Source organism: Streptococcus oralis, from assembly GCF_003943825.1.
In the GTDB taxonomy this organism is placed as follows: domain Bacteria; phylum Bacillota; class Bacilli; order Lactobacillales; family Streptococcaceae; genus Streptococcus; species Streptococcus oralis_CD.
This window is the reverse complement of sequence record NZ_RJNJ01000004.1, coordinates 41,078-53,679: the sequence shown is the minus strand read 5'-3', so window position 1 is coordinate 53,679 and position 12,602 is coordinate 41,078. Positions and strand designations below refer to the sequence as shown.

The 12,602-nt window shown below is 43.4% G+C and carries 13 protein-coding genes, 1 pseudogene and 2 other annotated features; of the genes and pseudogenes, 3 read left to right on the top strand and 11 right to left on the bottom strand.

The annotated features are described in order from the left end of the window. Positions 1 to 61 precede the first annotated feature (61 nt). Entirely contained in the window at positions 62 to 724 is a 663-nt protein-coding gene (locus tag D8863_RS04485) for a prepilin peptidase (protein ID WP_125441219.1), read from the top strand. On the opposite strand, the gene D8863_RS04480 is transcribed toward D8863_RS04485, so the two are convergent. Continuing rightward, the gene (locus D8863_RS04480) at positions 713 to 1,168 is read right to left on the bottom strand and encodes an effector binding domain-containing protein (RefSeq protein ID WP_125441218.1); all 456 of its coding nucleotides are present in this window, start codon (positions 1,166 to 1,168) and stop codon (positions 713 to 715) included. The genes D8863_RS04485 and D8863_RS04480 overlap by 12 nt on opposite strands. Positions 1,169 to 1,246: 78 nt before the next feature. Between D8863_RS04480 and D8863_RS04475 the strand changes: the two genes are divergently transcribed. Continuing rightward, positions 1,247 to 2,146: a helix-turn-helix transcriptional regulator gene (locus tag D8863_RS04475; RefSeq protein WP_125441217.1), complete on the top strand. Its 900-nt coding sequence runs from the start codon at positions 1,247 to 1,249 to the stop codon at positions 2,144 to 2,146. A gap of 31 nt (positions 2,147 to 2,177) precedes the next feature. Next, positions 2,178 to 2,264, top strand: a pseudogene (locus tag D8863_RS11360) (prepilin peptidase); the annotation flags it as partial. On the opposite strand, the gene trpA reads toward D8863_RS11360, so the two are convergent. From trpA to D8863_RS04425, 10 genes are all read right to left on the bottom strand, one after another. Further along, complete coding sequence (gene trpA, locus D8863_RS04470) at positions 2,236 to 3,012, bottom strand: tryptophan synthase subunit alpha (RefSeq protein ID WP_125441216.1); 777 nt, start codon at positions 3,010 to 3,012, stop codon at positions 2,236 to 2,238. The pseudogene D8863_RS11360 and the gene trpA overlap by 29 nt on opposite strands. Next, positions 3,005 to 4,228: a tryptophan synthase subunit beta gene (gene trpB, locus D8863_RS04465; RefSeq protein ID WP_125441215.1), complete on the bottom strand. Its 1,224-nt coding sequence runs from the start codon at positions 4,226 to 4,228 to the stop codon at positions 3,005 to 3,007. The genes trpA and trpB (D8863_RS04465) overlap by 8 nt, the downstream gene beginning before the upstream one ends. Next, positions 4,206 to 4,805: a phosphoribosylanthranilate isomerase gene (locus D8863_RS04460; RefSeq protein WP_185761445.1), complete on the bottom strand. Its 600-nt coding sequence runs from the start codon at positions 4,803 to 4,805 to the stop codon at positions 4,206 to 4,208. The genes trpB (D8863_RS04465) and D8863_RS04460 overlap by 23 nt, the downstream gene beginning before the upstream one ends. Further along, the gene (gene trpC / locus D8863_RS04455) at positions 4,792 to 5,559 is read right to left on the bottom strand and encodes an indole-3-glycerol phosphate synthase TrpC (RefSeq protein ID WP_125441213.1); all 768 of its coding nucleotides are present in this window, start codon (positions 5,557 to 5,559) and stop codon (positions 4,792 to 4,794) included. Before trpC ends, D8863_RS04460 begins: the two co-directional genes overlap by 14 nt. Then, a complete protein-coding gene (gene trpD, locus D8863_RS04450) occupies positions 5,556 to 6,560 on the bottom strand; it encodes an anthranilate phosphoribosyltransferase (protein ID WP_000658694.1) in 1,005 nt (334 codons plus the stop codon). The genes trpC and trpD overlap by 4 nt, the downstream gene beginning before the upstream one ends. A 10-nt stretch (positions 6,561 to 6,570) precedes the next feature. After that, a complete protein-coding gene (locus tag D8863_RS04445) occupies positions 6,571 to 7,137 on the bottom strand; it encodes an aminodeoxychorismate/anthranilate synthase component II (protein ID WP_125441212.1) in 567 nt (188 codons plus the stop codon). Continuing rightward, positions 7,134 to 8,495 carry an anthranilate synthase component I gene (gene trpE, locus D8863_RS04440; RefSeq protein WP_125441211.1) on the bottom strand — a complete coding sequence of 454 codons (1,362 nt, stop codon included), beginning with the start codon at positions 8,493 to 8,495 and terminating at the stop codon, positions 7,134 to 7,136. The genes D8863_RS04445 and trpE overlap by 4 nt, the downstream gene beginning before the upstream one ends. 303 nt (positions 8,496 to 8,798) lie before the next feature. Further along, positions 8,799 to 9,024, bottom strand: a binding site (T-box leader). After that, a complete protein-coding gene (gene trpB, locus D8863_RS04435; protein WP_125441210.1) occupies positions 9,021 to 10,199 on the bottom strand; it encodes a tryptophan synthase subunit beta in 1,179 nt (392 codons plus the stop codon). (Overlaps the previous feature by 4 nt.) A gap of 67 nt (positions 10,200 to 10,266) precedes the next feature. Then, positions 10,267 to 10,498 (bottom strand) — a binding site (T-box leader). A gap of 34 nt (positions 10,499 to 10,532) precedes the next feature. After that, complete coding sequence (locus D8863_RS04430) at positions 10,533 to 11,762, bottom strand: DegT/DnrJ/EryC1/StrS family aminotransferase (RefSeq protein WP_185761444.1); 1,230 nt, start codon at positions 11,760 to 11,762, stop codon at positions 10,533 to 10,535. A 42-nt stretch (positions 11,763 to 11,804) separates the two neighbouring features. Beyond that, positions 11,805 to 12,497 carry a sugar transferase gene (locus D8863_RS04425; protein ID WP_125441208.1) on the bottom strand — a complete coding sequence of 231 codons (693 nt, stop codon included), beginning with the start codon at positions 12,495 to 12,497 and terminating at the stop codon, positions 11,805 to 11,807. Positions 12,498 to 12,602 lie beyond the last annotated feature (105 nt).

Sequence of the window (12,602 nt, the reverse complement as noted above, 5' to 3'; positions counted from 1 at the left end):
CACCATCTTATCAATGTTTCTTTATTATACTACTTCTTCTATTTTTTACGAATAGATAAGTATGATTGATTTTTATTTTTTTCTTGTCGGGAGCATTCTCGCTTCTTTCTTGGGTTTGGTCATTGACCGTTTTCCTGAGCAATCCATTATTCGACCAGCTAGCCACTGTAATTCCTGTCAGACTCGCTTGCGACCGCTAGATTTGATTCCTATCCTTTCGCAGGTGGTCAATCGCTTTCGCTGTCGCTACTGCAAGATTCGCTATCCGTTCTGGTATGCCCTCTTTGAACTAGGATTAGGAATCCTCTTTCTAGCTTGGTCTTGGGGCTGGATTTCCTTGGGTCAAATCATCCTCATCACTGCTGGCCTGACCTTAGGAATCTATGACTTTCGCCATCAGGAATATCCCTTGCTGGTCTGGATGACTTTCCACCTAATCCTCATGGCTTTCTGTGGTTGGAATCTAGTCATGGTCTTCTTCATTATCCTTGGAATCATGGCTCATTTCATAGATATCCGCATGGGTGCAGGGGATTTTCTCTTTCTGGCTTCTTGTGCGCTCGTCTTTAGCGTGACAGAATTACTCATCTTGATTCAGTTCGCTTCTGCGGCAGGCATTCTGGCCTTTCTCCTGCAAAAGAAAAAGGAAAGACTTCCTTTCGTGCCTTTCCTCTTACTTGCTGCGACTATAATAATTTTCTATCAGTTCTTATTAGTTTGTTGAATTGGGAACCCAAAGCTCAACTTCTGCATCCATGGGATTACCGTTTAAAAGTATTTCTAAGATAATTCCATCATTGTAAAACGAGCTATATTCTCCCTCAAAAAAGTTATCCTCCAATTTATCAAACAAGAGTCTTGATTTATCACCACTGGCTGAGCTTACTAAATAATCTTTCTCTGGGACAAGAATGCTTTCGTAACCTGCCACAGCATTATTTGCCGCAACTCCTGCGTAGTATTGTATACCATCTTTATGAGGAACTATCAAAGCATAGCCTCTTTTATCTATGGAATGGGGCATCAATTTTCCTAGCATTCCTTCTTTAAATAACTGAGTATAGAATGCCGTTTTCTCTTTAGAATAGTGATGTTCATGAACTGTAGTTCCTTCTATCAAAATACTCTTGCCAACTAAGGTAAACGATGGTTTAGTTTGATGTTTCATTATATGAACTCCTTTCTTTATGGTATAATCATAACAAAAGTAATATGACAACTATCTGTCATATTTAAGGAGAAATTTATGAAAATTGACCGTCAAATGGGAATCATTTCTCATTTAGTAAATCAACGAAAAACAACAGCTAAAGAACTATCAGAACTTTTTAAAGTCAGCACCCGAACTATTATGAGAGATATTGATGATTTATCTCTTGCAGGCATTCCTCTCTATGTAATGAAAGGAAAAAACGGAGGAATTTTTCTTATGGAAGACTTTCAAACTGATAAACCTCCCTTGACTCAATCCGAACGACTTTCAATCGAATCCGGTTTAAAAAGTCGCTATCAAGTATTGGAAGATACCTCTACTTTCAATGCTATATTGAAATTAAATGCTACCAATACATACTCTGATTTCGAAATTGATTTATCTCTATCTCAAGGGAACTTGGAAATACGAACTTTGATTTTTAAGTTATTGGAAGCTATCAGAGGTAGAGTAAAAATAAAATTTTCCTATATTAATTCACAAGGACTGGTGAGTCAAAAAAATTGTGAGCCTTACCGTATTGTCTATAAGGACCGGAGTTGGTATATGGATGCCTACGATACTGATAAAGCGCGTTTTTCTGTTTTTAAAGTTGCTAGAATTAGTGAACTTACTCTCTCCGATACTTTTTCAAAAAGACATTTTACACCACTTCCCTATGATGGTGGTGCTTGGATGAATGAAAACAAAGTACCTGTCATCCTGCATGTCCAGAAAATTGTTCTTGATCGATTTGTGGAACTCTTAGGCTATAATGCCATAAAACCTATTAATAGCGATATTTACGAGATTACTTATCCGTTAAACGACAATGATTGGGGATACAATACCTTGCTTGCTTTTGGAAAATACATCACTGTTATATCTCCTAAGCATTTCCTAAAACATTTCACCAACTATATAGATACCATTCATAAGCAATACCCAAACTAATATTCAACTGTCATTCATGAACTTATACCCTCAAAAGAAAAAGGAAAGACTTCCTTTCGTGCCTTTCCTCTTACTTGCTGCTTGTTTGATTATTTTTGGTAAGCTACTGCTTGTTTGATAAAGTCCTCAATCGGCTCTCCTTGGTGGAGAGCTTTTACAATTTTCGAACCAACGATAACACCATCTGATACCGCATTGAAACGTTCTACATCGGCCTGGCTAGACACACCAAAACCTGTCAAGACTGGGATGTCAGCTACTTGATGCAATTGTGCCAAGTGCTTGTCCAAGTCTGCACGGTAATTTCCTGACTTCCCTGTCACCCCATTGATGGCAACAGCATAGACGAAGCCTTCTGCTTCCTTGATCAACTCTTTTTGACGCTCAATCCCTGTTGTCAAACTAACTAGGGGAATCAAGGCCATGTCTGTGTCTGACAAAAAAGGCTCTACAAAATTGGCATGCTCATGAGGCAGGTCTGGAATAATCAAGCCCTTAACCGCTGTATCTGCCAAATCTTTGACAAATTTCTCCACACCGTACTGAAAGAGGGGGTTAAAGTAGGTCATGATAACCAGCGGAACTTCTGTTTGAATGGTTTTCAAGGTTTCAACCAAAGCCTGGGTAGAAGTCCCGTGGGCTAGACTGCGCAAGCCTGCTTCTTCGATCACAGGTCCATCTGCAACAGGGTCTGAAAAGGGAATACCTACTTCAATGGCTGAAACACCCAAATCTTCTAAAATGTGAATTGTTTCACCGAGACCATCCAAACCTTTCTCATGGTCCCCAGCCATGATATAGGGAACAAAAATTCCTTTTCCAGCTGCTTTGATAGCGTTCAATTTTTCTGTTAAAGTCTTAGGCATGGGCTTCTCCCTTCTTTGCTGCATCTACTTCCAAGCGGTCTTTGACTTGAACTACATCCTTGTCCCCACGACCGGATAGGCAGACAATCATTGACTTGTCTGGACCAAGTTCTTTGGCCAATTTCACTGCAAAAGCGATGGCGTGGCTAGATTCCAAGGCTGGGATAATCCCTTCCACGCGAGACAAGAGTTTGAATCCTTCCAAGGCTTCCTCGTCCGTCACAGGAACATAGCTGGCACGTTTGATATCGTGGTAGTGAGAATGTTCTGGACCGATACCAGGATAGTCCAAACCTGCTGAGATAGAGAAGGCTTCAAGAATTTGACCATGAGCGTCTTGGAGCACATCCATAAGTGAACCGTGGAGGACACCTGGACGTCCCTTGGTCAAGGTTGCTGCGTGGTGCTCTGTATCCACACCAAGTCCAGCTGCTTCAGCCCCATACATAGCTACAGACTCATCTTCTACAAATGGATGGAAGAGACCGATAGCATTAGAACCACCACCAACACAGGCTACTAGGGCATCTGGTAAGTCTTGTCCTGTCAAGTCACGGTACTGTTGTTTAGCTTCTCGACCGATGACACTTTGGAAGTCACGAACGATTTCTGGGAAAGGATGAGGTCCCAAGGCAGAACCAAGGATATAGTGGGTATCGTCGATATTTGCCACCCATGAACGGAGGGCTGCATTGACCGCATCCTTGAGCACGCGCGAACCATCAGTCACAGCCTCAACCTTGGCTCCCAAAAGCTCCATACGGAAGACGTTAAGGGCTTGGCGTTTAACATCTTCCTCACCCATGTAGATGGTACATTCCATGTTAAAAAGGGCTGCAGCTGTTGCAGTTGCCACACCGTGCTGACCAGCACCAGTTTCAGCGATAATTTTCTTTTTACCCATGCGTTTAGCGAGGAGAACCTGTCCCAAGGCATTGTTAATCTTGTGGGCCCCTGTATGGTTGAGGTCTTCACGCTTGAGGTAAATCTTGGCTCCGTCGATATGCTGGGTCAAGTTTTTTGCGTAGTAAAGGGGAGTTTCACGTCCTACGTACTGACGTAAAAGTTGGTTCAATTCCTCTTGGAAACTTGGGTCCGCCTGACTTTCACGGTAGGCCTTCTCCAACTCCAAAACTGCTGTCATCAATGTTTCTGGGACGAAACGTCCGCCGAATTTTCCGTAAAATCCATCTTTATTTGGTTCTTGATATGCCATTCTTTGCCCTCTCTATAAATCTTCTAATCTTTTCATGATCTTTTTGTCCATCTGTCTCCACTCCACTTGATACGTCTACTGCATAGGGAGTAAAGTGTTGAATTGCTTTTGCTACATTGTCTTCCTTAAGCCCACCAGCGATAAAGAAAGGCTGGGCTAATCCAGCCGTATCTAGCTGGCCCCAATCAAAGGTCTGGCCGCTCCCAGCCACAGGAGCATCAAAGAGTAGATAGTCTGCCCGAGAATGAGGCACATGACCATTTCCATCTACCTGCACGGCCTGAATGCTGGCACAAGGCAAATCCTCAAACAAACCATCTGCTACCTGACCATGAACTTGTACCAAGTCCAAGCCAACTTTTTCAATCGCTTCTAGCAGTTCTGCCCGACTTGGTGAAACAAATACGCCAACCTTTTTTACACCTGCAGGAATGAGCTTTGCCAGCTCTGTAGCCTCTTCCAAGGTCACCTGTCTTTTACTGGGTGCGAAGACAAAACCGATATAGTCTGCCCCTGCTGATACGGCTGTTTCTACCGCTTCTTTGGTCGATAGTCCACAAATCTTAACCTTTGTCAATCTGCAACTCCTTGATTCTTTGAGCCACATCTTCTGCCTGCATGAGCGCTGTTCCCACCAAAATTCCGTTAAAGTATGGTGCGACACGTATCGCATCCTGCCCTGTGAAAATGGCAGATTCAGAAATGTAATAACGATCTTCCTTAAAGTGCTGGGCCAAGTCTACACTAGTCTGCAAGTCGACTTCAAAGGTGGTCAAGTTGCGGTTGTTAACCCCAATAATCTGGGCACCCAGTCTGTGGGCCACTTCTAGTTCAGCTAGATTGTGGGTCTCCACCAAGACTTCTAGACCAAACTCTGTTGCATAGTCATACAGTTCCTTGAGGCGTTCTTCTGATAAAGCCGCTACGATAAGCAAGATAACTGTCGCACCTGCATTGCGAGCACGAATGATTTGCTTTTCATCGATAATAAAATCCTTGTTTAAAGTCGGAATCTCTACCTGACTGGAAATCTCACGAAGATAATCCAAATGACCCTTGAAGAAAACTTCATCTGTCAGAACAGAAATCATAACAGCGCCGTTAGCCTCGTAAGTCTGGGCCTGTTGAACGATATCCACATCCAGATTGATATCTCCCAGACTAGGGCTAGCTTTCTTGACCTCAGCGATTACCTGTAATCTGTCCTGGTGATTCTTTAAAAATTCTGCCAAACGATAGGTCTTACGCAAGGGCTGGATTTCCTCCAGCTCCATCTGCTTGACCTCACGCACCTTCTGCTCTAAGATTCGTGCTAAAAATTCCTGACTCATTTTTGGTACTCCTGTAACAGTCTGAGTTTTTCAAGGGCCTTGCCACTAGCAATCACTTGACGGGCCAAGGCAACTCCTTCCTTGATACTAGCTACCTTACCATTAGCATAGAAACCAAGACCAGCATTTAGAACTGTCGTTTCCAAGAATGGGCTTGGTTCGTTTTTAAGAACACTAAGCAAAATTTCTGCATTTTCCTGAGCATTCCCTCCACGGATATCTTCGATAGCGTAGCCTTCCATCCCCAAATCCTCTGGAGTGAAGCTTGACAAGGTGATTTCGCCATTTTCAAGAAGAGCAATATTGGTTGTTCCGTTCAAGCCAGCTTCATCAAGCCCTTCTGGTCCAGCAACTACGATAGCACGTTTGCGACCCATGTTTTTCAATACCTGAGCGGTGCTTTCTAGCAATTCTGGACGACTAATGCCAAGCAACTGTGTTTCCAAGGCCATTGGGTGAATCAGTGGACCAGTCAAGTTCATGATTGTTGGAATTCCCAGTTCCAAACGAGCTGGCATGATGTACTTCATAGCTGGGTGCATATTTTTAGCAAAGAGAAAGACGATTCCAGTTTTATCAAAGACCTTACCTAATTCAGCTGGTTTGAGGTCAAGATTGATGCCCAATGCTTGAAGGACATCTGCCGAGCCCGATTTAGAAGAAATCGAACGGTTACCGTGCTTGGCCATATGAATGCCGCCACCAGCCAAGACAAAGGCTGCAGTTGTGGAAATGTTAAAGCTGAAAGACTTGTCCCCACCTGTACCACAGTTGTCCATGGCATCATGAATTTCAGTTGGAATGTGTTGGGCATGGCCTCTCATGACTTGTGCAATGGCTGTGCGCTCTTCCGGTGTTTCCCCCTTCATCTTAAGGGCCAAGAGAAGAGAAGCAATCTGCGCTTCTGTTACACGCCCAGTTACGATACGCTCGATGACATCCGTCATTTCCACACCTGATAAATTTTCAAATTTTGCTAGTTTTTCAATAATCTCTTTCATCCTAGTTTCCTCACTTTACAACCTTCTCGATAAAATTCCGAATAGAAGACAAGCCATCTGGCGTTCCGATACTTTCTGGATGGTACTGGAAGCCATAAATCGGCAGGGTTTTGTGTTGAATTCCCATAATAGCTTGGTCATCAGTCGAACGAGCTGTCACTTCAAAGTCTTCTGGCATTTCTTCAACCAAAATACTGTGATAACGCATGACTGGACGACCATCCTCAATACCTTGATACAAAACAGATGGCACTTCAAAGCTGATATGGCTCTGTTTCCCATGCATGACTTTTGGAGCCAAACCTAACTTCCCACCAAAGACTTCTGCGATGGCTTGGTGACCCAAACAAATCCCTAGAATTGGCTTCTTACCTGCAAAGTCACGAATCATGTCTTCCATCTTTCCAGCATCAACTGGCCAACCAGGACCAGGAGAAAAGACCAGGCCATCTGCTTTTTCAGCTTCTTCATACAGCTTGGGATCATCATTTCTCAAGACCTGCACTTCTGCAAAATTCCCAATGTATTGAGCCAAGTTATAGGTAAAAGAATCATAGTTGTCAATCAATATAATCATGGTCTTAGTTCTCCAATTCTAGTCATAGATTTAGCCTTGTTAATGGTTTCTTGGTATTCGTTTTGGGCGATAGAGTCATAGACAATCCCTGCCCCAGCCTGCACATAAGCTGTTTGATTTTTGAGAATCATAGTTCGAATGGCGATGGCGAAGTCCATATCACCCGTCGCAGACAAGTAGCCGATTGCTCCTGCGTATACACCACGTTTTTCTGTTTCCAGTTCATAGATCCGTCTCATGGCCCGAATCTTTGGAGCTCCTGAAACTGTTCCAGCTGGAAGTGTAGCTTTCAAGGCATCCATGGCAGTGAGTTCTGGAAGCAAACGTCCCTTGACCACGCTGGTCAAATGCATAACATAGCGGAAGAGCTCCACTTCCATATACTTGGTGACTTGGACACTGGCCGTTTCAGAGATGCGGCCAATATCATTACGCCCCAAGTCTACCAACATCCGATGTTCTGCTGTTTCCTTCTCATCAGAAAGCAGGTCTGTCGCCAAGGCCTTGTCCTCTTCATCCGTAGCCCCTCTTGGTCGCGTACCGGCAATCGGATTGGTTGTTACAACGCCATTTTTAACAGAAACCAAACTTTCAGGACTAGCACCGATGATTTGATAATCCCCAAAGTCATAAAAATAGAGGTAATTGGATGGATTAGTCACGCGAAGATTTCTGTAGAAGTCAAATGGATTTCCAGTAACTTCTGCTGAAAAACGCTGGCTGAGCACGCATTGGAACATATCACCATTACGAATCAAGTCGCGAGCTGTTTCCACCATTTCCTCAAACTTCTGAGGAGCGATATGCGGTTTGAAGTTCAGCGGAGATAAATCCAAGTCTTCAAATTCATTTGGAGCAGGGATGCGTAATTCCTCAAGCACTTGATTCAAGGCTTTTTCCAAGTCTTCTTGACTACGCTCGCTGTAAAGAGCATCCTCGATAACATGAATTTTTTCCTTCTTGTGGTCAAAGACCATATAACTCTCATAGACAAAGAAATGCATGTCTGGCGTCCCAATGGTATCCTCAGGGATTTGACCGATTTCCTCATAGAGCGAAATCATATCGTAACCAACAAAACCAATGGCTCCTCCACCAAAAGGTAGGTCTGAATGGTGCTGGCTCTTATGTGTCACTTCATAAAGGAAATCCAAGGGATCCCGATCAATCACTTGACCATTTTGATAGAGAACTCCATTTTCAAACTGAATCTCAAAAACAGGATTATAGGCTAGGATAGAAAAACGAGCTGTTTCCTTGTCTCTCGGAATACTCTCTAAGATAACCTTGTGTTGCCCCTTTAGGCGCATATAAGCCAAGATTGGTGATAAGACATCTCCATGAATGATTCGTTCCATTGTAATTTCCCTTTCAGTTCCTTATTTTTAATTTTTTATCTTTTTCTATTTCCCTTAAATAGTGCGGACGGGAGCAACTTTCTCCGAAATTTCATCCCTAATTTTTGAGCCATGTGTCTCAAAAATTCCGTCCTAGAGAAGCATCTTTGCTTCTCTAGGATACCACTATGGCGGGAAATAGTGGTTTAATGCTCACTTCGTTCGCAAATATTTTATAGAAATCTATCTAGTGATGAAGCATAATTTAAAACTGATAGCCATATCTACGATAAATATATAAAAATCCCCACGCAAAATAACTTGCGTGAGGACGAAATTCGCGGTGCCACCTCAATTATAGGATTTCTCCTATCTCTCATTCCTGTCTCAGAAACCTCCTGTAACAGGCTGTGCGATAAAGGGCACTCCCTTGAGAATTATGTTTTCTTCTCTTGTTTCAGATGGACCCAACCTTACAGCTTTCTCTGCTTGTTTCCAGCAACCACAAGCTCTCTGTGAGAGAAAGGACTGTAATTTTTCCATCTCTTATTTTTTATCTTCTAGGTAGTCTGCAATCGCAGCTACGTCCTTGTCTCCACGACCAGAGACATTGATGATGATAATCTCATCTTTACTTAGTTTCGGTGCACGTTTAACCGCTTCTGCGATAGCATGCGAACTTTCAATCGCTGGGATAATCCCTTCTGTCTTGCTGAGAAGGAGCAAGGCTTGAACAGCTTCTTCGTCTGTCGCTGCTACGTATGCTACACGGCCAGAATCTTTAAAGTAGGCGTGTTCTGGACCAACCCCTGGATAGTCCAATCCAGCTGAGATAGAGTAAACTGGAGCTAGCTCTCCATCTTCCTTAAAGACTGCATAGGTCTTCATACCATCGACAATTCCGACACTACCTTTTGTCATAGTGGCTGCGTGCTTGTCAGTATCAAGTCCGTGACCGGCAGCTTCAACCCCAACCAATTTGACTTCTTCATCAGCCACATACTGCGAAAAAGCACCGATGGCATTGGAACCACCACCTACACAGGCAATGACGTAGTCTGGTAAACGGCCTTCTTTTTCTAAGATTTGACGACGAGACTCTTCACTGATGACCTTTTGGAATTCATGAACAATTGTAGGATAAGGATGAGGGCCTACAGCAGATCCCAAAACGTAGAAGGCTTCAAGGTCATTCATCCATGCTCCAAAGGCTGCATCGACCGCATCCTTGAGAGTTCGTGTCCCTGTTTCAACCGCGTGAACGGTCGCTCCCATCATCTCCATGCGGAAGACATTGAGACGTTGACGCTCCACATCCTCCGCTCCCATGTAGACATCACAAGCCATACCAAACTTGGCTGCAGCCGCGGCTGTCGCAACACCGTGCTGACCAGCTCCTGTTTCCGCAATCACTCGTTTTTTGCCCATACGTTTGGCAAGAAGGATTTGCCCTAAAACGTTGTTGAGTTTGTGGGAACCCAGATGGTTCAGGTCTTCGCGCTTGAGATAAATCTTAGCCCCACCTAGATGGTCTGTCAAACTTTCCGCAAAATAAAGCGGTGTTTCGCGACCTGAATAATCCTTCAAGTAATGGCGAAATTCTGCCAAAAACTCTGGATCATCCTTGTATTTATCAAATGTAACTTCTAACTCATCCAACAAAGCCTGAATCGGCTCCGGTACAAAACTACCACCAAATTGTCCAAAATAACCTTTAGTTGTCATAAAATTTTTCCTCTTTCAGTATTAATTTCAAGATATGAAAAAAGCCCACACACGGAATCGACTTCCGTGTGAGGGCGTTGGTAACGCGGTGCCACCTCAATTATAAAGGGACTATCCCCCTTTACATCTCTACCTTGTCTAACAACAAGTTGCACTGTAAGGTGTGCGCACCGAATTTTCATTGTTTCAAATTCATTTTTAAAATCAGCCCACTTTCACTACTTCCAACCACCTGTTCACAATCAACACAGGCTCCCTGAAGATCAAAAATAACTACTTTTCTGATTTATTGAGAATATTATATGTTATTGTTCTATCTTTGTCAAGATTTTTTTATGATTTTTTTCCAGAACCAAGGATTTCTTCGGAAATTCTCACCAAAGTCTTAACGATATAGTCTACTTCTTCATCGCTTAATTTAGTGTGAAGAGGAAGCGTAATTTCATTTTCAAAGAAGGCATAGGCTCTTGGATAATCTGCCATATCAAAGCCAATATTCTTATAGGCTGTCAAGAGCGGAAGCGGTTTATAGTGAACATTACTTGCAATTCCTGCTTTGGCCAATTCTTGAATGATAAGGTTGCGTTCTTCTAAACTTGCTCCTTCTACATGGGTGATGTAGAGGTGGCGTGAAGATTCGACAGTATCAGTCTTGTGTGCAAGTGGGTGAATACGAGTACCCGCAAAACCACAATCATAGCGGTCCACGATGTCCTTACGACGTTGTAGCAAAGTTGGGTAACGATCCAATTGTACCAAACCAATAGAAGCCATGATATCCGTCATGTTGCACTTGTAGGCCGGCGTTACGATATCGTATTCCCATGAACCCAATTGCATCTTAGCAAGGGCATCTTTGGTTTGACCATGAAGGGAAAGGATTTGGAATTCCTTGTACATTTCTTCGTTATCAATCGCTGGATTGGCTTTCCAAGTCGCACTTCCTCCCTCAGCTGTTGTAAAGTTCTTAACAGCATGGAAAGAGAAGGAAGTGAAGTCAGCGATAGAACCAGCTGGTTGTCCTTTGTAAGTAGATCCCAAAGCATGGGCACTGTCAGAGACAATGACAATACGGTTAAAGGCCTTTTGCCACTTGCTAGCAGCTGTAAAGAGATCACGTTTTTTCTCCACGACTTGGAACAAACGGTCATAGTCGCAAACAATTCCTGCAAGCTCTACTGGAATAATCACCTTGGTTTTTTCAGTGATAGCTTGCTCAAGCAGGTCATAGTCCATCTCAAAAGTATCTGCTTGGATATCCACCATGACAGGTGTTGCTCCTACGTGTGTGATCACACTACATGAAGCTGTATAGGTCATGGCTGGAACGATGACTTCATCACCTGGTCCCACTTCAAGCACACGCAAAATCAACTCAAGAGCGGCGGTCGCAGAGTTGAGGCAGACAGTCTTAGGTGTCTGTGTGTATTGAGACAAGCGACGCTCCAGTTCTTTTGTCTTCGGACCTGTTGTGATCCAACCAGAACGCAGGGTATCTGCTACTTCAGCAATTTCAGCTTCGGTAATATCAGGTGGTGAAAATGGAATATTGTAATTTGGCATTGATTTGCTCCTTTTATCTGTACTCATTTTCTCATGACTACTTTATTTTAGCACTTCAAACACGGTTTGAAACATGATTTTGATGTCTCCAAGGAAACTAAACTCTCGGAGATAGGCGAGGTTATAGCGCATCTTCTCAGGAAGGACGTGCTCTACATAGGCCTGATCAACCGTTAGGCCTTTCTCCGTCATTTGACTGATGATGGTGTCTTCATCCTTGTAGTTGATGCTGGCTGGAGAGGTGATTCCTGCTGGCAAGAGCAAGGTCGCCATCATTTCAGGGCTATACTGCTCGGTGTAACGTGGTACCTCAGGTCGTGTGCCTACAAAGGACATCTCACCTTTAAGGACATTGACTAGCTGAGGCAGTTCATCCAAGCGCACACGACGAATGAAATTCCCAACCTTGGTAATGCGACTATCGTTAGCAGAAGTCACCAGACTTCCTTTTTTATCCGCATCCGTCACCATAGTACGGAACTTCCAAATCTTGAACGGACGGTTGTACTGGGTCACGCGCTCTTGCTTGTAAATGACAGGTCCCTTGCTATCCAACTTGATCCAAATGCTCAAGATAAGAAAGATGGGAGAAGTCAAAAGTAGCAAAAACAGGGCCAGAACCCAATCCAGGCAACGCTTGAAAACCAGCGAACCCTTCCTTTTAGAGACAAGCTGGTAGTAAGACTCAACCTCGCTTGATTGCATTTCCACGGGCAAGTCTTCCCATTTCAGCATGCTGTTTCTCCTTTGTTTTTATTATACTATTTGTCAACATTTTTCATTATACCACAAAATGGAAAAGGCGGTGCAAGAAATCTGTGATTTGAAGAATTTCCTTCT

What these genes read in the sequence shown, in the direction of transcription:
- D8863_RS04430 (WP_185761444.1), bottom strand. Translation starts at nt 11,762, where the DNA reads ATGCCAAATTACAATATTCCATTTTCACCACCTGATATTACCGAAGCT.
- D8863_RS04480 (WP_125441218.1), bottom strand. Translation starts at nt 1,168, where the DNA reads ATGAAACATCAAACTAAACCATCGTTTACCTTAGTTGGCAAGAGTATT.
- D8863_RS04475 (WP_125441217.1), top strand. Translation starts at nt 1,247, where the DNA reads ATGAAAATTGACCGTCAAATGGGAATCATTTCTCATTTAGTAAATCAA.
- trpB (WP_125441210.1), bottom strand. Translation starts at nt 10,199, where the DNA reads ATGACAACTAAAGGTTATTTTGGACAATTTGGTGGTAGTTTTGTACCG.
- trpC (WP_125441213.1), bottom strand. Translation starts at nt 5,559, where the DNA reads ATGAGTCAGGAATTTTTAGCACGAATCTTAGAGCAGAAGGTGCGTGAG.
- trpE (WP_125441211.1), bottom strand. Translation starts at nt 8,495, where the DNA reads ATGGAACGAATCATTCATGGAGATGTCTTATCACCAATCTTGGCTTAT.
- D8863_RS04425 (WP_125441208.1), bottom strand. Translation starts at nt 12,497, where the DNA reads ATGCTGAAATGGGAAGACTTGCCCGTGGAAATGCAATCAAGCGAGGTT.
- D8863_RS04445 (WP_125441212.1), bottom strand. Translation starts at nt 7,137, where the DNA reads ATGATTATATTGATTGACAACTATGATTCTTTTACCTATAACTTGGCT.
- D8863_RS04485 (WP_125441219.1), top strand. Translation starts at nt 62, where the DNA reads ATGATTGATTTTTATTTTTTTCTTGTCGGGAGCATTCTCGCTTCTTTC.
- trpD (WP_000658694.1), bottom strand. Translation starts at nt 6,560, where the DNA reads ATGAAAGAGATTATTGAAAAACTAGCAAAATTTGAAAATTTATCAGGT.
- trpA (WP_125441216.1), bottom strand. Translation starts at nt 3,012, where the DNA reads ATGCCTAAGACTTTAACAGAAAAATTGAACGCTATCAAAGCAGCTGGA.
- trpB (WP_125441215.1), bottom strand. Translation starts at nt 4,228, where the DNA reads ATGGCATATCAAGAACCAAATAAAGATGGATTTTACGGAAAATTCGGC.